At 61.5% G+C, this 20518-nt stretch carries 17 protein-coding genes; 4 read left to right on the plus strand and 13 right to left on the minus strand.

From position 1 onward, the window contains the following. Positions 1 to 250 precede the first annotated feature (250 nt). The 5 genes from AC3RCJ_RS18555 to AC3RCJ_RS18575 form a co-directional block, all read right to left on the minus strand. Complete coding sequence (locus AC3RCJ_RS18555) at positions 251 to 706, minus strand: MaoC family dehydratase (RefSeq protein ID WP_492962291.1); 456 nt, start codon at positions 704 to 706, stop codon at positions 251 to 253. After that, positions 699 to 1187 carry a MaoC family dehydratase gene (locus AC3RCJ_RS18560; protein WP_492962289.1) on the minus strand — a complete coding sequence of 163 codons (489 nt, stop codon included), beginning with the start codon at positions 1185 to 1187 and terminating at the stop codon, positions 699 to 701. Before AC3RCJ_RS18560 ends, AC3RCJ_RS18555 begins: the two co-directional genes overlap by 8 nt. Further along, positions 1184 to 2329, minus strand: a complete 1146-nt coding sequence (locus AC3RCJ_RS18565) for an acyl-CoA dehydrogenase family protein (RefSeq protein ID WP_492962287.1) — start codon at positions 2327 to 2329, stop codon at positions 1184 to 1186. Before AC3RCJ_RS18565 ends, AC3RCJ_RS18560 begins: the two co-directional genes overlap by 4 nt. A 16-nt stretch (positions 2330 to 2345) precedes the next feature. Then, positions 2346 to 3536, minus strand: a complete 1191-nt coding sequence (locus AC3RCJ_RS18570; protein ID WP_492962285.1) for an acyl-CoA dehydrogenase family protein — start codon at positions 3534 to 3536, stop codon at positions 2346 to 2348. A gap of 164 nt (positions 3537 to 3700) precedes the next feature. Then, positions 3701 to 4288, minus strand: a complete 588-nt coding sequence (locus AC3RCJ_RS18575) for a TetR/AcrR family transcriptional regulator (RefSeq protein WP_492962283.1) — start codon at positions 4286 to 4288, stop codon at positions 3701 to 3703. Between the two features lie 156 nt (positions 4289 to 4444). On the opposite strand from AC3RCJ_RS18575, the gene AC3RCJ_RS18580 reads away from it, so the two are divergent. Beyond that, positions 4445 to 5653: an MFS transporter gene (locus AC3RCJ_RS18580; RefSeq protein ID WP_492962281.1), complete on the plus strand. Its 1209-nt coding sequence runs from the start codon at positions 4445 to 4447 to the stop codon at positions 5651 to 5653. Between the two features lie 12 nt (positions 5654 to 5665). Here the strand turns inward: AC3RCJ_RS18580 and AC3RCJ_RS18585 are convergent, their stop codons facing one another. From AC3RCJ_RS18585 to alaC, 4 genes are all read right to left on the minus strand, one after another. After that, complete coding sequence (locus AC3RCJ_RS18585; protein ID WP_492962279.1) at positions 5666 to 7255, minus strand: aspartate:alanine exchanger family transporter; 1590 nt, start codon at positions 7253 to 7255, stop codon at positions 5666 to 5668. Positions 7256 to 7529: 274 nt separating this feature from the next. Beyond that, the gene (gene metE, locus AC3RCJ_RS18590; RefSeq protein ID WP_492962277.1) at positions 7530 to 9818 is read right to left on the minus strand and encodes a 5-methyltetrahydropteroyltriglutamate--homocysteine S-methyltransferase; all 2289 of its coding nucleotides are present in this window, start codon (positions 9816 to 9818) and stop codon (positions 7530 to 7532) included. Positions 9819 to 10249: 431 nt separating this feature from the next. Further along, positions 10250 to 11152, minus strand: coding sequence for an HNH endonuclease (locus AC3RCJ_RS18595; RefSeq protein WP_492962275.1), 903 nt, complete (start codon positions 11150 to 11152; stop codon positions 10250 to 10252). Positions 11153 to 11417: 265 nt separating this feature from the next. Further along, positions 11418 to 12635 carry an alanine transaminase gene (gene alaC / locus AC3RCJ_RS18600; RefSeq protein WP_492962273.1) on the minus strand — a complete coding sequence of 406 codons (1218 nt, stop codon included), beginning with the start codon at positions 12633 to 12635 and terminating at the stop codon, positions 11418 to 11420. Between the two features lie 308 nt (positions 12636 to 12943). Here alaC and AC3RCJ_RS18605 point away from each other — a divergent pair, with 308 nt between their 5' ends. Further along, positions 12944 to 13627, plus strand: coding sequence for a pentapeptide repeat-containing protein (locus AC3RCJ_RS18605; protein ID WP_492962271.1), 684 nt, complete (start codon positions 12944 to 12946; stop codon positions 13625 to 13627). Between the two features lie 163 nt (positions 13628 to 13790). Here AC3RCJ_RS18605 and AC3RCJ_RS18610 read toward each other — a convergent pair whose 3' ends face one another. Then, on the minus strand, positions 13791 to 15005 hold the full coding sequence (locus tag AC3RCJ_RS18610; protein WP_492962269.1) for an MFS transporter: 1215 nt from the start codon (positions 15003 to 15005) through the stop codon (positions 13791 to 13793). 120 nt (positions 15006 to 15125) lie between these two features. Here AC3RCJ_RS18610 and AC3RCJ_RS18615 point away from each other — a divergent pair, with 120 nt between their 5' ends. Next, the gene (locus tag AC3RCJ_RS18615) at positions 15126 to 16064 is read left to right on the plus strand and encodes a LysR family transcriptional regulator (protein ID WP_492962267.1); all 939 of its coding nucleotides are present in this window, start codon (positions 15126 to 15128) and stop codon (positions 16062 to 16064) included. A gap of 62 nt (positions 16065 to 16126) precedes the next feature. Here the strand turns inward: AC3RCJ_RS18615 and AC3RCJ_RS18620 are convergent, their stop codons facing one another. Both AC3RCJ_RS18620 and AC3RCJ_RS18625 read right to left on the minus strand, forming a co-directional pair. Next, complete coding sequence (locus tag AC3RCJ_RS18620; RefSeq protein WP_492962265.1) at positions 16127 to 17176, minus strand: nucleotidyl transferase AbiEii/AbiGii toxin family protein; 1050 nt, start codon at positions 17174 to 17176, stop codon at positions 16127 to 16129. Beyond that, positions 17139 to 17564, minus strand: coding sequence for a DUF6088 family protein (locus AC3RCJ_RS18625; RefSeq protein ID WP_492962263.1), 426 nt, complete (start codon positions 17562 to 17564; stop codon positions 17139 to 17141). The genes AC3RCJ_RS18620 and AC3RCJ_RS18625 overlap by 38 nt, the downstream gene beginning before the upstream one ends. 97 nt (positions 17565 to 17661) lie before the next feature. Here AC3RCJ_RS18625 and AC3RCJ_RS18630 point away from each other — a divergent pair, with 97 nt between their 5' ends. Then, on the plus strand, positions 17662 to 17955 hold the full coding sequence (locus AC3RCJ_RS18630) for a hypothetical protein (protein ID WP_492962261.1): 294 nt from the start codon (positions 17662 to 17664) through the stop codon (positions 17953 to 17955). A 56-nt stretch (positions 17956 to 18011) separates the two neighbouring features. Here AC3RCJ_RS18630 and AC3RCJ_RS18635 read toward each other — a convergent pair whose 3' ends face one another. Beyond that, entirely contained in the window at positions 18012 to 20279 is a 2268-nt protein-coding gene (locus AC3RCJ_RS18635) for a carboxy terminal-processing peptidase (RefSeq protein ID WP_492962259.1), read from the minus strand. Positions 20280 to 20518: the final 239 nt, after the last annotated feature.

Below are 20518 nucleotides of genomic sequence, written 5' to 3' on the forward strand. Positions count from 1 at the left end.
TGCCCGGACCGCGACCTCTGGCCGTAGCGCTGCTGCCCTTGGCGCCCTTGCCAGCGCCGCTGTTTCCGCTGCTTGCGTTGTCAGACATCATCCCCTCCTTGGCCGGAAAGCGCCGGCGCGCCACCAATGTACATCCGGCGCACGCGCAGGAGCGCACGACTGCGTGTCGGACTGCAGCACGATGCCCCCACCTGTCGGCTTACGCCCTGCGGGCTAAGCCGACCTGCGGGTCTGCGGCTGCCAGCAATTGCTATGGATAGCAGCGCATCAGGAATTCCGCCACGCACACGGGTTTCGTGTCGCCTTCCCTCTCCATCGTGACGGCCCAGTTCACTTGCGCCCCTTCCGGCACGTCATCCACGGAAAGAATGTCGAGCCGCGCGCGCAATCGGCTGCCGACGGGCACGGGCGCGGGAAAGCGCACCTTGTTGAGGCCATAGTTGATGGCCATGCGGATGCCCGCCATGTCCAGCGCGCCCGTCAGCATGGCCGGCAGCAAGGACAGGGTGAGGAAACCGTGCGCCACGGTGCAGCCGTACGGCGACTCGCGCGCGCAGCGCCCGGCGTCGACGTGGATCCATTGATGGTCGTCGGTGGCGTCGGCAAAGGTATCGATGCGCTGCTGGGGGATGCTGACCCAGTCCGACACGGCCACGTGCTGCCCCGCCAGGGCCTGGAAACCGGCGATGCCGGCGATGTCACGCATGGTGTTCTCCCGCCGGGCGGCGGCCGAACATGCCCATGCCCTCGACGGTGGTCACCACGTCGCCATGCTGGTTGCGCACGCTCCACACGGAAATGACGATGCCACGGTCCGGTTTCGAGGTCGATGGGCGCACGTCCTTGACCTGGTAGGTCAGTTGCAGGGTGTCGCCCGCGCGCACGGGCTTGAGCCAGCGGATGCTGTCCAGGCCGGGCGAGCCCATGCTGGACGAATGCTTGAGCAGGTTGTCCACCACCAGGCGCATCATCATGCCGCAGGTATGCCAGCCGCTGGCGATGACGCCCTTGAAGATGGTTTTTTCCGCCGCCGCATGGTCGACGTGGAACGGTTGCGGATCGAAATCCGTGGCGAAGGCGATGATTTCCGCCTCCGTCACATGGCGCTGGCCCAGGTCGATTTCCAGGCCTTGCGTAAAGTCTTCGAAATACCAGTGTTTGGGGCTGATTTCGGTCAATGCGGTCATGCGGTCTCCGTCGGCAAAAAGCCCGGCTGGGCGATAAAGCGCTCGATGTGGTGCTCCACGTCGCCCAGGGTCAGGGCGATCATGGAGAGGCGCTTGAAATGGTGTGCGGCAGGCAATTCATCGGTCACGCCCATGCCGCCATGCAATTGCACGGCTTGCTGGCCGACAAAGGTGGCGGCCAGGCCCACGCGCGCCTTGGCGGCGGACACCGTGCGGCGGCGCTCGGACGCATCCTCGCTGCCGGCCTTGGCGGCAGCCAGCATGGCCATCGAACGGGCCTGCTCCAGGTGGATGAACATGTCGGCCATGCGGTGCTGCAAGGCCTGGAACTTGCCGATGGGCGCGCCGAACTGCTGGCGCGTTTTTAAGTATTCAAGCGTGGCGGCAAAGATGGCATCCATGGCGCCCACGGCTTCCGCGCACAGCAGGGCCGCGCCGTAATCCACGGCCGCGTCAAGAATGGGCCAGCCCTGCCCCTTTTGTCCGACCAGCGCGTCGTGCCCCAGCACCACTTGCACCAGGGTCACGGTGGCGGCGCGCTGGCCGTCGATGGTGCGGTAGTCGCGCACAGTGACGCCCGCCGCGTCGACGGGCACGAGAAACAGCGAAATGCCGTCCGTGTCATTCTGGCCGCCGGCGCTGCGCGCCGAGACGATCAGCGCACCGGCCTGGGCGCCGTGGATGACGACGGTTTTCTCGCCGTCGAGCACGAAACCGTCGCCTCGGCTTGTCGCGGTCGTGGCGATGTCGTGCAGGTCGTGGCGCGACTGGCGTTCGCCCAGCGCACAGGCGAGTTTCAGGCTGCCGCTGGCCACCTGTTCCAGCACGCCATCGTGGCCGCCCGCCAGGGCGAGAAAACGCGCGCCCAGCACGGTAGCCAGATACGGCTCGACCACCAGGCCACGGCCCAGCTCCTGCATCACCAGCAGCATGTCGACGGCCGTGCCGTCGAAGCCGCCCGCGCCGGCCGGCAGCGGCAAGGCCGTCATGCCCAGTTCGGCCAGGGTGGCCCAGGCGGCATCGGACGTGCCCGTGGCGGAATGGATGATCTGTTTGCGCGTTTCAAACGGGTACTCTTTGTCGACCCAGCGCCGGAGCGCGTCGGCAAATTGCTGCTGTTCCTGATTAAAATGGAAGTCCATGTCGTCTCCTTCTGGCTTACAGGCCCAGGATCATCTGCGTGATGATGTTTTTCTGGATTTCATTCGAGCCGCCATAGATCGATGTCTTGCGGTAATTGAAGTAATACGCGGCCAAGGGCGCGGCCAGGTCGTCGCCGCCTGCGCTGTGGGGCGCGCCGCCGTCAAGAAATGCCGGGTCGAAGGGCAAGGCTTGCGGGCCGATGGCTTCGAGCATCAGTTCCGTCAGCTGCTGCTGCAGCTCGGAGCCGCGCACCTTCAGCATCGACGCCTGCGGTCCCGGCCCCTTGCCCTCTTCGCTGATGACGCGCAAGACCGTCATTTCCAGCGCCATCAATTCGATTTCCAGGGTGGCGACCTTGGCGGCAAACGCGGGGTCGTGCAGCAGCGGCGCGCCGCGCTTGTTCTGCTGCATGGCCAGCTGCTTGAGGAATGTCAGCTCGCGCTTGGAGCGGCCGACGGCGGCGATGCCCGTGCGCTCGTGGCCCAGCAGGTATTTGGCGTAGGTCCAGCCCTTGTTTTCCTGCCCGACCAAGTTGCTGACGGGCACGCGCACGTTATCAAAAAAGACTTCGTTCACTTCGTGTTCTTCATCGAGCATGATGATGGGGCGCACGGTGATGCCCGGCGTTTTCATGTCGATCAGCAAGAAACTGATGCCTTCCTGCTTGCGCACCGTGCTATCCGTGCGCACCAGGCAAAAGATCATGTCGGCGTGCTGGCCCAAGGTGGTCCAGGTTTTCTGGCCGTTGACGATGTAATGGTCGCCGTCGCGCTCGGCCGTGGTTTTCAGCGAGGCGAGGTCGGAACCGGCGCCCGGCTCCGAGTATCCCTGGCACCACCAGTCGTCGCAATTCAAGATGCGCGGCAAATAATATGCTTTTTGTTCGGCGTTGGCGAAGGCCATGATGACGGGCGCCACCATGTTGATGCCGAAAGGCAGGATCGGCGGCGTGGCGGCGCGCGCGCACTCGTCTTCCCAGATATGGCGCTGCACGGACGTCCAGCCCGTGCCGCCGTATTCGACGGGCCAGGCCGGCGCGGCCCAGCCTTGTTGCGCGACAATCTTGTGCCAGCGCACGTAGTCGTCCTTGGCCAGGCGCAAATGCTGGCGCACCTTGCGCTGCAAGTCCGCCGGCAGATGGGTGTCGAGGAAGGCGCGCACCGTGTCGCGGAACGCCGTCTCCCCGGCCGTGTAATGCAGGTCCATGTCTGTCTCCTTGTTCTTGTCGGTTGCCGTGATGCCTGCACGCAAGGAAGCTCAGCGCACAAAAAAGCACGACCGTTCTCAAGGATTGTACAACAGATTGGCAGGCGCGCCAGGGGTTTTACACAGGCTCAAGGCGCATCGCGAGGCCATGCCCCTTGCCGCAATTACCTTTGAAGCAACATCCCCCGTAACAGCAATTCCAATGCCGCAACTCCTTTTATCAAGCGCGCATTGCCTTCGTCGCCGTCTGCGATCCAGAACGCCGCTTCTGCCAGACTGCCGTAGATCATCGAAGCCAGTGCCTCTGGGCAAGCATCAGCCACGATGCCTTGCTGAATCAGTTGCTGGATAAGCCCTTGCATCGACTCGAGGCAATGGCGCTGCGAATCCGGTGAAGCGCCGCCCAGGACTGCCCTGGCATCGCGCAAGACGATGCGCTGAATTTCCGGCTCCAGGGCCATCTCCAGATAGGCACGGCAGCGATGGCGAAAGCCTTCCCACAGATCGCCGGCGCTGTCGGAGATGGTTTGCAGGCGGCCATCCATTTCCGCGTCGATCTGCTCCACCACCGCCAGCAGCAAGCCCTTCTTGTCGCCGAAGTGATGATACAGCGCACCACGCGTCAACCCTGCCTGCGCGGTGAGGTCGTCCATTGACGTATCGGCATAACCGCGCTCGCTGAACACTGTGCGGGCGGTAGCCAGCAACGATGCGCGGGTTTCTTCCATTTCCACACGGGTCCGGCGAACCATTGCTTCCTCCTTACATACAGTGCGTATGATTATTTACATTCATTGCGTATGAATATATACTATTCATACGCACTGTATGTATTATCACTGCGCCGTGCCTCCGTTGCAAGCGGGGCATGCGCCGTTTATCGCATGATCATCTAAAGGATATGCACCATGAGTACGTCTTCCCGCGCTGCCGCAGAAACTGCCGTCCGCCATCCATGGCTGGCGGTCACCGCTGTCGGCATGGCCACCTTTTCGGTCGTGACGACGGAAATGCTGCCGGTCGGCCTGTTGACGCCGATTGCCGGCACCCTGGGCACCTCCACCGGAGCTGCCGGCCTGATGATCTCGCTGCCCGCCTTGCTGGCGGCCATGTTCGCGCCGCTGGTCGTGATCGTGTCGGGCAGCCTGGACCGGCGCACCATTCTCTGTGGCTTGCTGACTCTATTGGTGATCGCGAACGTTGCCTCGGCCCTGGCGCAGAACATGGCGTGGATGCTGGCGGCACGTGTTCTCGTCGGTTTTTGCATGGGCGGCATCTGGGCCATCGCCGGTGGCCTCGCTTCCCGGCTCGTTCCCGCCCGCTCGACCGGCCTGGCAACGTCGATCATCTTCGGTGGCGTGGCGGCCGCTTCCGTGCTGGGCGTGCCGCTAGGCGCACAAATCGGCGCCTTGGCAGGATGGCGCTGGGCCTTCGGCGCCATGGCGCTGTTCAGCAGCCTGGTACTGGCGCTGCATCTGGCCGTCATTCCCGCGCTGCCCGCCGCCGGTTCGACGACCTTGCGCCAATTCGGCAAACAGCTGCGCAACAGGCAGTTGCAGGCGGGGCTGCTCCTGACCCTGCTGCTGGTAAGCAGCCACTTCATGGCCTTTACCTTCGTGCGCCCGCTACTGCTGTCGATGTCGGGGTTTGATGCGCAATGGCTGGGCGCACTGCTGTTTGCCTATGGCTTCGCGGGCATCATTGGCAACTTCCTGGCCGGTGTCGTTGCGGCGCGGCGCACGGCGACTACCATCATCGCCATTGCGGGCGGCCTGCTGCTCACGCCGCTGCTGTTCCTCGCTGTCGGCGACTCCGGCATCGGCGGCGGCATGGTGTTGCTGGCCTGGGGACTGGCCTACGGCGGCGTATCGGTCGGCCTGATGACCTTGATGCTGAAAGCGGCGCCCGGGGCCGTGGAGATCGTCGCCGCGCTGTATGTGGGAGTCTTCAATATCGGCATTGCGCTGGGGGCGTGGGCCGGTGGTCAATCCGTGGACAGGCTGGGTCTCTCGGCCAACCTGTGGCTTGCCGCAGGATGCGCCGCGGCTGCCTTGCTGCTGTCTGTTGGCATCAGCTTTATTGAAGCCAACAAGCCGCCTGGCCCTGCAAGCGATTGACGCCGGCCGCCATCACCCATACAAATGCAGCAACACCTGCACGGCGACGATCTTGACGATGGTCATGCTGGGGAAAATCATCGCGTAGCCGAGGTTCGGCCGGTCCGACTTGGCCAGGCGGTTGGCGAACACCAGCACGGCCGGGTTGCCCGTGGCGCCGGCCGCAATACCGAGCAATTCAGGAAACGGCAGGCGCAGGAAAACCTTGCCCAGGATCACCACGAGCGCCACCACCACCAGCACCGTCACGGCCCCCAGCGCCAGCATGGGCAAGCCATCGGCGCCCACCTGCTGCACGAAGGGTAAACCAGACGCCATGCCGACGGAGGCGAGGAAAATCGTCAAGCCATAGTTGCGCATGACCAGGTTGGCCGACAGCGGCAGGCGCCAGCTGACCTTGCCGACACGGCCCAGGCGGCCCAAAATCAGCGCCATCACCAGCGGACCGCCGGCCAGCCCCAGGCTGAACGAACCTATCCACGGCAACGGTATCGGCACCAGGCCCAGCAGCACACCGAGCACCATGCCCATGCCCAGCGAGACATAGCTGAACTCGGCCGTGGCCGTGATGGAATTGCCGAACAGCTTGCGCACGTCGGCCGCATGTTTCGCTGGCGCAATGGCCATCACCCGGTCGCCGAATTCCAGCGTCAGGAACGGGTGCGGCAGGATCATGGCGTCGCCACGCCGGATGAAGGCGATCTGCAGGGGGAAATCTTTCCCAAGATTCAGTTCGCCCAGCGGCACGCCGACGATTTCCGCGTCCGACACGAACACTTCCGTGCCATCGAAGGCGCTGCGGTCCTTCATCAGCCGGCCCGGGTCCAGGTGGCCCAGCGCCGTGCGCGCCGCTTCCACGCCCGCCACCGTGCCCGACACCATCAGCGCGTCGCCCACGCCAAGCACCAGCGACGGGTCGGGCAAGCGGTTCTGGTGGCCCTGGCGCACGCCGATCACTTGCACGCCCGCCAGCGGGCCATCGGCCAGCTCGGACAGGGCCGCGCCCGCCAGGTTCGCTTCGTCGATGGTAATTTCGGACACGACGATGGGTGCCGGCGGCGGCGTCAGCACGGGTTTCAGGATGCGCCCGGCCAGGTACAGGCCCAGCATGGGGCCGACGACGCCGAACGGATACGCGACGGCATAGCCGACGGCCGCATCGCCATTGCCGTGCGACGCTTCCAGCGCCGCCTGCAGGGCGGCCGTGCTGGTCATGGCGCCGGCGAACACGCCGCTGGCCATGCGCAGCGAGATATCGATCCACTGCCCGCCCCAGACGGACACGGCCAGGCCGCCCATGACGGCGGCGAAAGCGATCAGGTTGTGCTTCTGCCCCGCGCCGCGCAAGCCGGCAAAGAACTGCGTGCCGTACTGCACGCCGATGCCATACAAGAACAGCAGCAAGCCGATGGAGCCGACCAGCGGCGGCGGCACGGAGCCGGGCGCAAAGGCGCCCAGCGCCAGCCCCGCGAACAGCACGCCGCCCACGCCCAGCGAAAAACCGAACACGCTGACACGCCCCAGCGCATAACCGGCGCCGATGACGAGAAACAGGGCGAGAATCGGCGTGGACTCCAGTGTGTGGCGAAATAATTGAAGCATCGGGCAACCTTGATCTGGAGAAGACCCAGTTTAACATGCACAAAAGCAACACGATGGCGATGATGACAAGCAAGCGTGCGCAGGTTTGCGCCTTAAAAACGGGCAAAAAAAAGCCCGCTGCGGGAGCGGGCTGAATCTAATTCCTGTGAGGAAGTAGAGGAGACAGGTGCAATGATGCCGCATCGCAGCATCATTATCCAATTGCATGTTGTGATGACAGAAATACGATTGTTCTATATCTCAGCCATAGCGGCCTCCCCTGCCCCTGCGATCCTCATGCCACATTGTCGCCGCGCAAGGTTTTCGCTGCCGCCACCATGTTGGCCAGCGCCGGAATGACTTCTTTCCAGCCGCGCGTTTTCAGGCCGCAATCGGGGTTGACCCACAGGCGCTGCGCGGGAATGCGCTCGGCCGCCTTGCGCATCAGGCTCACCATCTGTTCCTGGGTCGGAATGTTGGGCGAGTGGATGTCGTAGACGCCGGGGCCGATGGCATTGGGATAATTGAAATCATCGAAGGCGTCCAGCAATTCCATGTCGGAGCGCGACGTTTCAATGGTGATGACGTCCGCATCCATGCCGGCGATCTGCGCGATGATGTCGTTGAATTCCGAATAGCACATATGCGTGTGGATCTGCGTCTCGTCGGCCACGCCATTGGCCGTGATGCGGAACGCTTCCACGGCCCAGCGCAGGTACTCGGCCCATTGCGACTTGCGCAGTGGCAAGCCTTCGCGCAAGGCCGCCTCGTCGATCTGGATCACGCGGATGCCGGCCCGCTCCAGGTCCTGCACCTCGGCGCGCATGGCCAGCGCCAGCTGGTAGCACGACACGCTGCGGGGCTGGTCGTCGCGCACGAAAGACCAGTTCAGGATGGTGACGGGGCCCGTCAGCATGCCTTTCATCGGCTTGTCCGTCAGCGACTGGGCATACGTGCTCCACTCGACCGTCATGGCGCGCGGGCGGCTGATGTCGCCGAACAAGATGGGCGGTTTGACGCAGCGCGAACCGTACGATTGCACCCAGCCGAACTGGCTGAAGGCGTAGCCGTCCAGCTGTTCGCCGAAGTATTCCACCATGTCGTTGCGTTCCGCTTCGCCATGCACGAAGACGTCCAGGCCCAAGGTTTCCTGTTCCCTGACGCAATGGGCGATTTCCGCCTGCATCAGCTTTTTATAGCTGGCTTCGTCCAGCTGGCCGCTACGGAACCGGCTGCGCGCCTGGCGGATTTCCGCCGTTTGCGGGAAGGAGCCGATGGTCGTCGTCGGATACAGCGGCAGTTGCAGCAGCGCAGCTTGCTTGGCGGCACGCTCGGCATAGCCGCTCGCGCGCTGGCCCAACGTCGCATCGATGCGCGCCACGGCCGCTTTCACGTGCGGATTATGCACGCGGTTCGACTCGCGGCGCGCTTGCACGGCGGCCTGATTGGCATCGAGCGCCGCCTGTACGGAAGCGCGGCCCCGGTTCAGGGCGCCGGCGATGGTGCGCACTTCATCGAGCTTCTGGCGGGCGAAGGCCAGCCAGGATTGAATGTCGGCATCGAGCTGTTGTTCACTGTCCAGGTCGACGGGCACGTGCAGCAAGGAGCACGACGGCGCGATCCACAGCCGGTCTTGCAGGCTGGCGTGCACGGGTTCCAGCCATGCCAGCACTGCATTCAAATCCGTCTTCCAGATATTGCGGCCATTCACCACGCCCAGCGACAGCACGCTGCTGGCGGGCAATTGCGCGATCACTTGCTCCACCTCATCGCGGGCATTGATCGCGTCCAGGTGCAAGCCTTGCACGGGCAGTTGGCACGCCAGCGGCAAATTATCTTGCAGTTTGCCGAAATACGTGGCCAGCAGCAATTTGACGTGATGGACCTTGCTCAAGGCTTCGTAGGCCGTCACCAGCGCCTGCCGCCAGGCGCCGTCAAGTTCCGTGACGAGGACCGGTTCGTCGATCTGCACCCACTCCACGCCTTGCGCGGCCAGTTCCTGCAGCAATTGCACGTAGACGGGCAGCAAACCTTGCAGCAGCGCCAGCTTGTCGGCATCGTCCTTGGCCTTGCCCAGCCACAAATACGTGACGGGGCCGATCAGCACGGGCTTGGCTTTTACACCGAGCTGGCGCGCTTGCGCCAGTTGCCGCAGCAGGCGGCTGCTGTCGAGCTTGAATTGCGTGTCGGCCGCAAATTCCGGCACGATGTAGTGGTAATTGGTGTCGAACCATTTCGTCATTTCGCCGGCGTGGACGCAGCTGCAATCGCTGTCGCTGGCCGAGCGGCCACGGGCCACGCGGAAATAGTTGTCGAGCGCGGCGCCTTCCAGGCCGCGCACGCGCTGCGGCAGATTGCCCAAGGCAAAGCTCAGGTCCAGCACCTGGTCATAGAAGGAAAAGTCGCCGACAGGCACGAAGTCCAGCGCGTGCTGGTCTTGCCAGTGACGCTGGCGCAAGTCGGCGCCCTGGCCTTCCAGCGCTTCCAGGCTGCTTTGGCCCTTCCAGTAGTCTTCCAGGGCGAATTTCAGTTCGCGTTGGGCGCCGATGCGCGGGTAGCCGAGATTGTGTGTCGTGACGGTCATGGTGATTGCCTCCGAGTGAAGTATGGCGTCATCATAGAGGCTTTCATCCATGAAAAATAATGGTAAAACTTCATACATCCATTATTAATACTCATGTGAATACAACTCCAATGTATCCACCTTGCCCTGTCGAAATGGCCGCTGACGGATGACGTGCCCAACTTGCAGCTACGCACCCGCACCTGAGCAAGGAGGACCCTTGCGACCGCAAGGGGCAAAAAAAAAGCCCGCTGCGGGAGCGGGCTGAATCTATTTTCTTGGAGGAAGATAGAGGAGACAGATGCATGATGCCGCATTGCGGCATATCCATCCAATGATATGTTGTGATAGCGGAAATGCAAATTATCTATATCTCGGGCAGGCGGCAAAAAATGCCATGCGCCGGCGCCTATCGCTCGCGCATGGGCAAGATAGGGGCGATGGCACCGCGCTTAATCCTGGGGCGGCGAACAAAACGCAAAGCGTTGCCGATGCATGCGCAGATAATATTTCTGCTCCTCCTTCAGGGCCATGCACAAGGGGGCAGGCAAACCGAGGAGGTCACGATGCCGCCCCAGCAGCGAGGGGGCACACAACATGGCGCCATCATCCGCAAAGCTGATCAGGCCTCGATCGAACAAGGCATCCAGGGTCGCGATCAGCGGCAAGCCGTTATGGGGATCAAGCCGCTGCTGATCAGTAGCCCCTTGCCAGGACAGGGCATGCGAAGCACGCAAGACCGCTTCCAGATCGCAGCCCGTGACGGCACATTTCCTGTCCCATAAGGCAAGCAATTCGTCGCGATACCTGCCTTGGCCGCGCCGGGCCTGACACAGTATTTCTATCTCCGTTGAGCGCCCCTTCCCTCTCGCAAGCAAATCATTGATATCGTTTTGCTCGACCTTGCTCGCTATCAAGGCCAGGATGGCCTCCTTCCCCTTGTTCAGGGCGCCAAACGCCTGTCGAGGATTGGTGCCGTGAAAAACGACGACTTCGGCAGAGGAAACAGGCGTACTGCGCAGATCAGCATACCAACGCACCATGCGGTGATACTCTTCTGGCTCATTCGGGCTGATCACGCCCCCGCCGCGAAACACGATGACCGGCGCATCATCGAGCACCGTGCCGGCAGCAACAATACCGATCTTGTTTACCCATAACAGCAGCGTGTCGCCGCGCCTGGGCCGCTTGATCTTTTCCAGGAACTCGGGGCCGCCGCTGGTCACCGCAACGCCCCTGACTAACCATTCGTTATGAAAACTGAACTCATTATTTGACGTTGCATCGCTATTGATGAAAAACGTGTCCGAGTCAGGCGCTTTTTGAGGTGCTTTGCTGAGGTTTTCATGTGCCATGCCCGGCTTTCATAGGAGGATAGGCGCGCATTGAAACATGTATTGCCATTCAAGGTACACAAAATACTCTTCAGACAACAAATATGCATTTCCAGGCAAAAAAAAGCCCGCTACGGGAGCGGGCTGAATCTATTTTCTTGGAGGAATATAGAGGAGACAGATGCATGATGCCGCGTTGCAGCATATAAAACCACTTTATATTCGTGATGTCAGAAATACGCAGCAGTGATATTAGGGGCAACAGACAATTCCATACGGCAACTTTTTATGCTGCCGCCTCCGCTTTTCCTTGGCTCGCACGCAACATATTCTTGATGCCCCTCAAGGCCTGCCGCACGCGCGCCTCGTTTTCGATCAGGGCAAAGCGCACGTATTCATCGCCGTATTCGCCGAAACCGATGCCGGGCGACACGCTCACCCTGGCCTTTTCCAGCAGCAGCTTGGAAAATTCCAGCGAACCCAGGTGGCGATAGGCCTCGGGAATGTGCGCCCAGATGTACATCGACGCCTTCGGTTTTTCCACCATCCAGCCCGCTTCATGCAAGCCTTTGACGAGCACGTCGCGGCGGCGCTGGTACTGGGCGCAGATGTCCGTCACGCAACTTTGGTCGCCTTCCAGCGCGGCAATCGCCGCCACTTGCACGGGCGTAAAACTGCCATAGTCGTGATAGCTCTTGATGCGCGCCAGGGCCGCCACCAGTTCCGCATTGCCCACCATGAAGCCGATGCGCCAGCCCGCCATGTTGTAGCTTTTCGACATGGTGAAGAACTCGACGGCCACGTCGCGCGCACCGGGTACCTGCATGATGGACGGCGCCTTCCAGCCATCGAAGGTGATGTCGGCATACGCCAGGTCGTGCACCACCAGGATATTGTGCTGCTTCGCCAGCGCCACGACGCGCTCGAAAAACTCCAGTTCCACGCATTGCGCCGTGGGGTTGGACGGGAAACCCAGCACCATCATCTTCGGCTTCGGGTAGCTTTCGCGGATCGCGCGTTCCAGTTCGGCAAAGAAGTCCACGCCCGGCCCCATGCGCACGGAACGGATATCGGCACCCGCGATGACGGCGCCCCAGATGTGGATCGGGTAGCTGGGGTTCGGCACCAGCACCGTGTCGCCCCGGTCGAGCGTTGCCAGCATCAGGTGGGCCAGGCCCTCTTTCGAGCCGATGGTGACGATGGCTTCGCTGTCCGGGTCGATATCGACCTCGTAGCGCTTCTTGTACCAGTGTGCAATCGCGCGGCGCAGACGCGGAATACCTTTTGACGCGGAATAGCCGTGCGTGTCGGGGCGTTTCACCGTCTCGACCAGCTTGTCGACGATGTGGGCCGGCGTGGCGCCGTCGGGATTGCCCATCGACATGTCGATGATGTCCTCGCCACGGCGGCGCGCGGCCATCTTGAGCTCGGCGGTGATATTGAAAACGTAGGGGGGAAGGCGATTGATGCGCGAAAAGCTGCGCGGAGCTTGGCTGTCGGTCATGATATCTCTATACGTAAGCGCCCGGATCCGTCCGAGCGACGTTGGCGCAATGAGTGCGCCTGTGACGATACTAACCCGGCTTTGACAGCGCTGGCAAGTGTGTAGTCTAGCCGTTACAATACAGGCTGATCGAAAATGAGCGCACCGGTTGGTAACCCGGTAAGTGCCCGGCACCGTCCGGCATGCTCCCGCCCACGCGGACCCACGGCGCTGACCCTTGGCTGTTACACCAGCCGGGGAGGTGTACTGGTTCGTGCATTGTTCCCGCCGCGCCATCCCTCCCCTGCTTTGATGAGGAATAAAAACGGATGGCAACACACGACACCGCAGCAAGCGGCATGACCCTGGACCGCGCCGGCATCGAGCAGCAACTGGCGCAGTCGGTGCGCCACTTCATCGATTGCGCCTTCGATGGCGAAGACCTATCGCGCCTCGACTTGCAGGGCTGCACGTTTGAACGCTGCACCTTTGCGGAAACCAACTTGTTCGCCAGCAAGCTCGCGCGCAGCACTTGGCGCCGCTGCCGCGCCGGTAGCGCCGATTTCGAATCCGTCGACGCCGTCGACGCGAATTTCGAAGGCTGCGACCTGAACAACACGAAATGGCGGCGCGCCAAGCTGGCCTCGGCCACCTACCGGGGCTGCAAGCTGACGGGCGCCTCGTTCGAAGAAGTGGCCCACCTGGGCCTCACCTTTGAAGACAGCCTGCTGGTGGGCGCCGACCTGCGCGGCTTCTCCTTCCGCAAGGCAACATTGAAACAGCTGGATTTTTCCGACGCCTACCTGGCCGGCTGCGATTTCCGCGACGCCGTCTTCGAAGGGGGCAGCCTGCGCAACGCCACCATCAAGCTGGCGAAGTTCCAGGGCGCGGACTTGCGCGGCGCCGATATCGACGGCTTCAAACTGAGCGAAGCGGCGCTGCTGAAAGGCGCCGTCATCACGCATGCGCAAGCGGCCAACTTCATGCGCGCGCTGGACCTGGTGGTCATTTAAAAAACACAGGCAAAAAAAAGCCCGCTATGGAAGCGGGCTGAATCTATTTCCTTGGAGGAGATAGAGGAGACAAGTGCATCTTGCGGCATCGCGGCATATCACGCCACTTTATATTCATGATGATAGAAATATCCATCAGTGATAATGAGGTCCCATCAGGGTTTCAAGCCGTGCGGCGCATGGCCAGCGGTAAAAATTCTGTCAGCCACACCAGCAGGGCCAGGCCAGGAAACGCCATGCCGGTCAGCAAAGTCGCTGGCCAGCCATGGCTCGCATACACCCAGGCGCCGATGGCCGAGCCGGCCGCGCCGCCCGCGAAGAACAGGGCGAAATACAGGCCGTTCAGGCGGCCCCGCACTTGCGCGCCCAGGCTGAAGATGGCGCGCTGGCCCAGCACCAGATTCGCCGCCACGCCCATGTCGAGCACGATGGAGGCCGCCACCAGCAAACCCAGCGCCACAGATTTCGATTCCGGGGCAAACATGGGCAAGGCAAACGCGATGATGCCCAGCGCCAGCGCGGCGGCCGTGGCCGGCAAGGTGTGGCCCGCATCGGCCAGGCGGCCGGCGATGGGCGAAGCGACGGCGCCCGCCATGCCCACCAGGGCAAAGATGGCGATGCCTGTTTGCGACAGGCCGAACGCGGGGCTGGCCAGCACCAGCGGCGTGACGGTCCAGAACAGGCTGAAGGCGCCAAACAGGCCCGCGTGATAAGCGGCGCGGCGGCGCAGCACTGGCGTGCCCAGCAGCAAGTGCCACAGCGACGCCATCAGGGCCGGATAGCGCATGCTCGACACGGGCTGGCGCACGGGCAAGGCGCGGCGCAGCACCAGCGCCAGCAAGACCATCAGCACGGCGGCGCCGCCGAACACCACGTGCCAGCTGGCGTGCGCGGCCACCAGTGACGCCACGGGACGGGCCAGCATGATGCCCAGCAGCAAGCCGCTGACCACCTTGCCCACGGTTTGTCCCCGCGTCGCTTCCTGCGACAGGTGGGCGGCAAACGGCACGATCACTTGCGCCGCCACGGAACCGAGGCCGATGGCCAGCGCGGCGGCCAGGAACACGATGGCGCCCGTGCTCATGGCCGCGACCACCAGGGCCGTAGCCGTCACCAGCAAGGCCGTGACGATCAGGCGGCGGTTTTCCAGCAAGTCGCCCAGCGGCACGACAAACAGCAGGCCCAGGGTATAGCCCACTTGCGTCAGCGTGACGATCAGCCCGGCCGCCTGGGCCGACAGGCCCGTCGAGGCGCTGATGGGCCCGACGAGGGTTTGCGCGTAATACAGATTGGCGACGATCAGGCCGGAAGCGATGGCCAGCAGCAGCACCATGGCGGGCGCAATGTCGTGGGGAGCGGAAGATGAGGCCTTGTTCATGTTGTTTCCTCGGTTCGATAGGGATGTTGCCATTCTAGGCAAAACCGGGCCTAAGATAATCAGGGCATAATCCACTTATACTTTTCACATAAAATGAACAATGAGAATGGAAGCTATCCTATGGATAAGATCAAGGCCATGCAGACCTTCGTGCGCATCGTCGAAGCCAACAGTTTTTCCAAGGCGGCCGAAACCTTGAATTTGCCCCGTGCCGCGCTGACGGCCACCCTGCAAAAGCTGGAAGCCTACCTGGGCACGCAATTGCTGCAACGAACCACGCGCCGCTTGTCGCTGACGCCGGAAGGGGCAGATTACTTTCGCCATTGCATTGATATTTTGAAAGCCGTCGATACGGCGGAACTGGCGTTTCGCGGCCCCGACGCGGCAAAGCCGCGCGGCTTGCTGCGCATCAACCTGCCCAATACGGTGGGCCGCAGACTGGTCGTGCCGCATATCGCGCACTTCCACGCCGCCTGGCCGGACGTGCAATTGCAGCTGAGCCTGACGGACCGCCTGGTCGACCTGACGCAGGAAGGCATCGATTGCGCCTTGCGCGTGGGCACCTTGCAGGATTCCGCCTTCATCGGCAAGCAGGTCGGCCTGATGCGCTTCGTCACGTGCGCCTCGCCCGCCTATCTGGCGCGGCACGGCACGCCGCGCACCCTGGCCGACCTGGCCACGCACCACGGCATCATGCATTACTCGGGCCGCACGGGCCGCGCCTTCGACTGGGATTTTCAACAAGGCAAGGAAGTGCTGCGCGTGCAGATGGCCGGCCCCATCGCCGTCAACGACGCGGACGCCAGCGTCGCTTGCGCGCTGCAAGGGCTGGGACTGGCGCAGGCGGCCCAGTACCAGGTGCGCGAACACCTCGACAGCGGCGCCCTGGTGGCCGTGCTGGCCGAGCACCCGCCCACGCCCATGCCGATGTCCTTGCTGACGCCGCAAGGCCGCCTGGCCACGCCCAAGCTGCAGGCGTTTGCCGGCTGGATCACGGCCTTGCTGGCGGAAAATGCTGATGTGCAAAGCGGGCGCATGCACGGCATTTTTGCCCAATAGTAGTCGGCATCCGTGGGAAATTCCCCCAGCTAAGCTGGGGGAATTCGGAGCCCACCCGCAAACTAGTAGCAAGCGTCAAGAAAATAGTGCGCCACGACTTCAAAGGAAGCGAAGGATTCTTCGAAACTCGGCGGGTCGAGGCCATAGACAAGTGGCATGAGGTTTCGCGTGTAGCGCTCTTTCAACTCGCCATTTTCTTTCGCGGCAATCAAAGTCCGCTTAAGCACAGACACGGGGTCGACATCGAATTCGGCGTTTTGCCCTTTGAATTCATCTCGGTCGCTCATGACAAGCTGTGAGAAGATACCCTTGGCGGCCGTAAGTGAATCACCGAACTGCTCCGCAATCCTGGCGACATCGTAGACATGCCGCACCAGCGCAGGGTCGATATCTCCTTTGGTCTGGTGGCCGTCCCATTTGTAGGCGCAACGTCGCAGCAAGGACAGAACTTTTTCCGCCGTGGTCTCAGCCACTGAAATGCAATCAATCGAGAGTGTTGTGCTGGGTGCAATGCCCGCCAACGATTCATAGAGGTAGCCAAACTCTCGCTTCTCGAGTGGCAAAAGAGGGGGACGTTGAATCAGTTCAAGCTTAAGCTCGGGCCGTAGGCTTGGCAGTTGGTCGTATGCCGACTTATAAGCGGCACCGACTACATAGTAACGGTGCGCATCGCGAATTCGCGGATTTTCACCTCCGTCAGGGTACGCGAGCAACGGGAATCCCAACGTCGCCAACAATGAGGGGAGCACTTCGTGTAATGCGATTAAGCGGACACGGTCTCCGCGTCCCTTCTTCAGCGGTTTGGGAGTTGGCGAAAGCGAAACTTTAATGTCGATGTCTTCCGACATTCGATTGATGAGTCCATGCGCTTTTGACAGACACGTACCGCCAGCGAAAACCAACTGAATGCCAACGTCATGGCGAGTTAGCTCTCCCCCTCGCGTGTTGAGGTCGCTGAAATGGTCGTGCGAAACCTGAAGCTCGCTCAATCCTTTGAGAAGCTCGGTGATATGGATATCTTTTTCAGCGATCTGTACCGGCAGGCCCCGAAGGAGCCCCTCCGCAGCAAGGTCTTCAAGCGCTCGCCGTTGCTTGTCCGTAATCGTTCTCATAGACTACCGAGCGGCCTCCCACCGCAATTTTTCTGCGGATACGTCGACCACCCGTATTGGCAACGAAGGCCCCTGGAAGTTGGGTTGTCTTACCGGAATTATATGCCGCAGCCGCCTTACCTGCGCGTACTGTTACCCCTAATTTTTTCAACGCCTCAGTCGCCAACGTCTCAAGACTGCCGGCCGGGATAGTCGCCCCTGTAACCGAACTCTTACGTGTTTTGGCGTAGACTCCAGTCCCGATCCGAACCAGCACACCCTTAGCCTGCAACGATTTAAGTGCCTCGGTCACCTGTGATGCACTTCCCAAACGGGCTATTTCTGTTCGCAAAATTACATTACCAGCACGCTGTTTCACTGAACGAAGCATACGCTCTTCAAGTTTCATTTTCGCTCCTGCCAAGGGTGCACATCAAAGACTATAGCAACCCACCAATAATTGTCAAGACTAATCCTTATATAACAATGACTTACGTCGACACACATTGCCGACTGCCGAGCAATATCTGCAACAATTTCAAGGACGTAAATTACCTGAGAACATTACCGCAAACCTCTTGACCAAGTTGCCCCATAAAGTCAGGGGCACCAGCAGCGGCAACATTTGCTTGCCAACGGCTTTACTCACACCGCTGAGGCAAAAAAAAGCCCGCTACAAGGAGCGGGCTGAATCTATTTTCTTGGAGGAGAATAGAGGAGACAAGTGCATTATGCTGCATCGCGGCATATCAATCCAATTGATTGTTGGAATGATAGAAATACGCAAAACAGATAACTGATCAGGGCGAAAAAAAACCGGCTCCGCAAGGAACCGGTTTTCTAGTGCATGAAAGCCTTACTTCGCTGCCGTCACCGGCGTCGCCTTGCTGTCCGCGCCATACGGCAAGACCTTGGCCGCCATGCGGGTATCGGCCTTGATCAGCGCCACTTCGTCGGCCAGGATGCGCGCCGCTTCGTTCAGCAGCACGTCCTTGGCGCTCTTGGCGGCCGTTTCGGCGTCCAGTTCCGCACTCAGCGCACGCTCGTCGCCCTGCAGGCCGTCATCGGTGCGCAAGGCGCCCTTCACGGCGGCAATCTGCTTGGCCGTCTTGCTGGCCGCTTTCGCGCCCTTCAGCACATCTTTCGGGTCGGGAATCACCACCAGGTCGTCGGACGGATTCGAAATCTGCGCGATCAGGCGTTTTTCACGGGCCTTGGCGCGCGCTTCCTGGGCATCGCGCTCCTTGCGGCGCACGGTTTCATTGAGCGAAATCTGGTTTTCCTTGCGCTGCTTGACGACCAGGGCTATGTCATCGAGCAAGTACTGGAAATCCTTGTCCTTCGCCACGCGCGCTTCATGCTTCTTGTCGAGCAACGGCACGATCTCCTTCAGGTCGCCCGTCGGCATGTATTGCGCCGGCTTGATGGCCACCCACGGCAGGGCATTGTCATAGCTCGATTCGCCGAAGTTTTCCGTGTCCGACATGGCCGGCAGCTTGATATCGGGCGTGACGCCGCGCAACTGCGTGGTGCCGCCATTGATGCGGAAGAACTGGGCGATCGTCATCTTCAGCTCGCCGAAACGGGCTTTCTCGCTGCCGCCGAAACGGTCGAGGTTGAACAGGGTCTGCACGGTGCCCTTGCCGAAGCTGCCTTCGCCGATGATGACGCCACGGCCATAGTCCTGCACGGCGGCAGCGAAAATTTCGGACGCGGAAGCGGAACCACGGTTGATCAGCACGCCCATCGGACCGTCCCAGGCGAGGCCCGCATTCGTGTCGCTTTCGATATCGACCTTGCCTTCGGCATTGCGCTGCATCACGACCGGGCCCTTGTCGATGAACAGGCCCGTCAATTCAACGGCTTCGTTCAGCGAACCGCCGCCGTTGTTGCGCAAGTCGATCAGGACGTTCTCGACCTTGTCCTTCTTCAACTCGGCCAGCAAACGGCTGACGTCGCGCGTGGCGCTTTTAAAGTCCTTGTCGCCACGGCGGCGCGCTTCGAAATCCTGGTAGAAGGTCGGCAGGGAAATGACGCCGATGCGGCGCTTGACGCCGTTGTCGCGCACTTCGATGACCGATTTCTTCGCCGCCTGCTCTTCCATGCTGATTTTCTTGCGCACCAGCGGCAAGACCACGTGCTTGGCGTCCGGGCCGGCGTCGGCCGGCAGGATGTCGAGGCGCACGGTGGAATCCTTGGCGCCGCGGATCAGCTGCACCACGTCGTCGATGCGCATGCCCAGCACTTCGGTGATGGGGCCGCTTTCGCCCTGCCCCACGCCGACGATACGGTCGCCCACTTTCAGCTTGCCCGACAAGCCGGCCGGGCTGCCCGGCACGACTTCGCGCACCACCGTGTACTCGTCGCGCGTCTGCAGCACGGCGCCGATGCCTTCGAGCGACAACCGCATGGCGATGTCGAAGTTGTCCGAGGCGCGCGGGCCCAGGTAATTGGTGTGCGGTTCGATCGACATCGCATACGCATTCATGAAGATCTGGAACACGTCTTCGCTGTTGAGCTTGCGCGAACGCGCCGTGTAGCTTTCATAGCGCTTGTCCAGGGTCTCGCGGATGGCCTTGTCTTCCTTGCCCGCCAGCTTCAGGCGCAGCCAGTCATTCTTGACGCGCTTGCGCCACAGGTCGCGCACTTCCTCGTCGTTCTTCGGCCAGGCGGCCTTTTCGCGGTCGATCTGGTAGCTCTCGTCGGCCGTGAAATCGAATTTGGTCTTCAGCAATTCGCGCGCATAGGCCATGCGTTCATCGAAACGCTGCTGGTACAGATTGTAGATGGCAAACGGCGCCGTCAAGTCTTCATTGATGATGGCGTCGTCGAGCCTGGTGCGCAAGGGGGCGAAACGGTCGATGTCGGCTTGCACGAAGAACAGTTTTTCCGCGTCCAGCGATTTGAAATAGCGGTCGAAGATTTTCTCCGACATGGCGTCGTCGAGCGGCGTGGCCTTGTAATGGACGCGCGTCAGGACGCGCGATGCCCACAAGGCGGCCTGCGTTTGCTGGGCCAGCGGCTTCATGGTGAGCGGAGGAGCGGCGCTCTTGTCCGTCTGGGCTGCGCCAGCGTGGGCTGACAGGGCGAGCACCAGGGTGACCAGCATCATTTGCTTCTTCATCGGCTTCTCCGAAAATTAGTTAAATCAATTCCAGGCGGCGCAGAGATGCATGCGCCAGCCAGCAAGACAGTAAGGGGAATACACGACTGGTCTGCATATTATTCTACAGGATACGGCCTGGCAGTCTCCCATGGAAGATCAGTTTCTTCCTGGAAGCTTAAACGCGGATTAAAGGCGGCGGCTCATTCATTACAAAGTGAAACATTCGTGAGAAAAATCGCATCATTCGTCAGTGACGA

The sequence above is a fragment of the Janthinobacterium sp. GW822-FHT07H11 genome, assembly GCF_058798615.1.

What these genes read in the sequence shown, in the direction of transcription:
- AC3RCJ_RS18570 (WP_492962285.1), bottom strand. Translation starts at nt 3,536, where the DNA reads ATGGACCTGCATTACACGGCCGGGGAGACGGCGTTCCGCGACACGGTG.
- AC3RCJ_RS18605 (WP_492962271.1), top strand. Translation starts at nt 12,944, where the DNA reads ATGGCAACACACGACACCGCAGCAAGCGGCATGACCCTGGACCGCGCC.
- alaC (WP_492962273.1), bottom strand. Translation starts at nt 12,635, where the DNA reads ATGACCGACAGCCAAGCTCCGCGCAGCTTTTCGCGCATCAATCGCCTT.
- metE (WP_492962277.1), bottom strand. Translation starts at nt 9,818, where the DNA reads ATGACCGTCACGACACACAATCTCGGCTACCCGCGCATCGGCGCCCAA.
- AC3RCJ_RS18560 (WP_492962289.1), bottom strand. Translation starts at nt 1,187, where the DNA reads ATGACCGCATTGACCGAAATCAGCCCCAAACACTGGTATTTCGAAGAC.
- AC3RCJ_RS18615 (WP_492962267.1), top strand. Translation starts at nt 15,126, where the DNA reads ATGGATAAGATCAAGGCCATGCAGACCTTCGTGCGCATCGTCGAAGCC.
- AC3RCJ_RS18585 (WP_492962279.1), bottom strand. Translation starts at nt 7,255, where the DNA reads ATGCTTCAATTATTTCGCCACACACTGGAGTCCACGCCGATTCTCGCC.
- AC3RCJ_RS18635 (WP_492962259.1), bottom strand. Translation starts at nt 20,279, where the DNA reads ATGAAGAAGCAAATGATGCTGGTCACCCTGGTGCTCGCCCTGTCAGCC.
- AC3RCJ_RS18580 (WP_492962281.1), top strand. Translation starts at nt 4,445, where the DNA reads ATGAGTACGTCTTCCCGCGCTGCCGCAGAAACTGCCGTCCGCCATCCA.
- AC3RCJ_RS18595 (WP_492962275.1), bottom strand. Translation starts at nt 11,152, where the DNA reads ATGGCACATGAAAACCTCAGCAAAGCACCTCAAAAAGCGCCTGACTCG.
- AC3RCJ_RS18620 (WP_492962265.1), bottom strand. Translation starts at nt 17,176, where the DNA reads ATGAGAACGATTACGGACAAGCAACGGCGAGCGCTTGAAGACCTTGCT.
- AC3RCJ_RS18610 (WP_492962269.1), bottom strand. Translation starts at nt 15,005, where the DNA reads ATGAACAAGGCCTCATCTTCCGCTCCCCACGACATTGCGCCCGCCATG.
- AC3RCJ_RS18575 (WP_492962283.1), bottom strand. Translation starts at nt 4,288, where the DNA reads ATGGTTCGCCGGACCCGTGTGGAAATGGAAGAAACCCGCGCATCGTTG.
- AC3RCJ_RS18625 (WP_492962263.1), bottom strand. Translation starts at nt 17,564, where the DNA reads ATGAAACTTGAAGAGCGTATGCTTCGTTCAGTGAAACAGCGTGCTGGT.
- AC3RCJ_RS18565 (WP_492962287.1), bottom strand. Translation starts at nt 2,329, where the DNA reads ATGGACTTCCATTTTAATCAGGAACAGCAGCAATTTGCCGACGCGCTC.
- AC3RCJ_RS18555 (WP_492962291.1), bottom strand. Translation starts at nt 706, where the DNA reads ATGCGTGACATCGCCGGCATCGCCGGTTTCCAGGCCCTGGCGGGGCAG.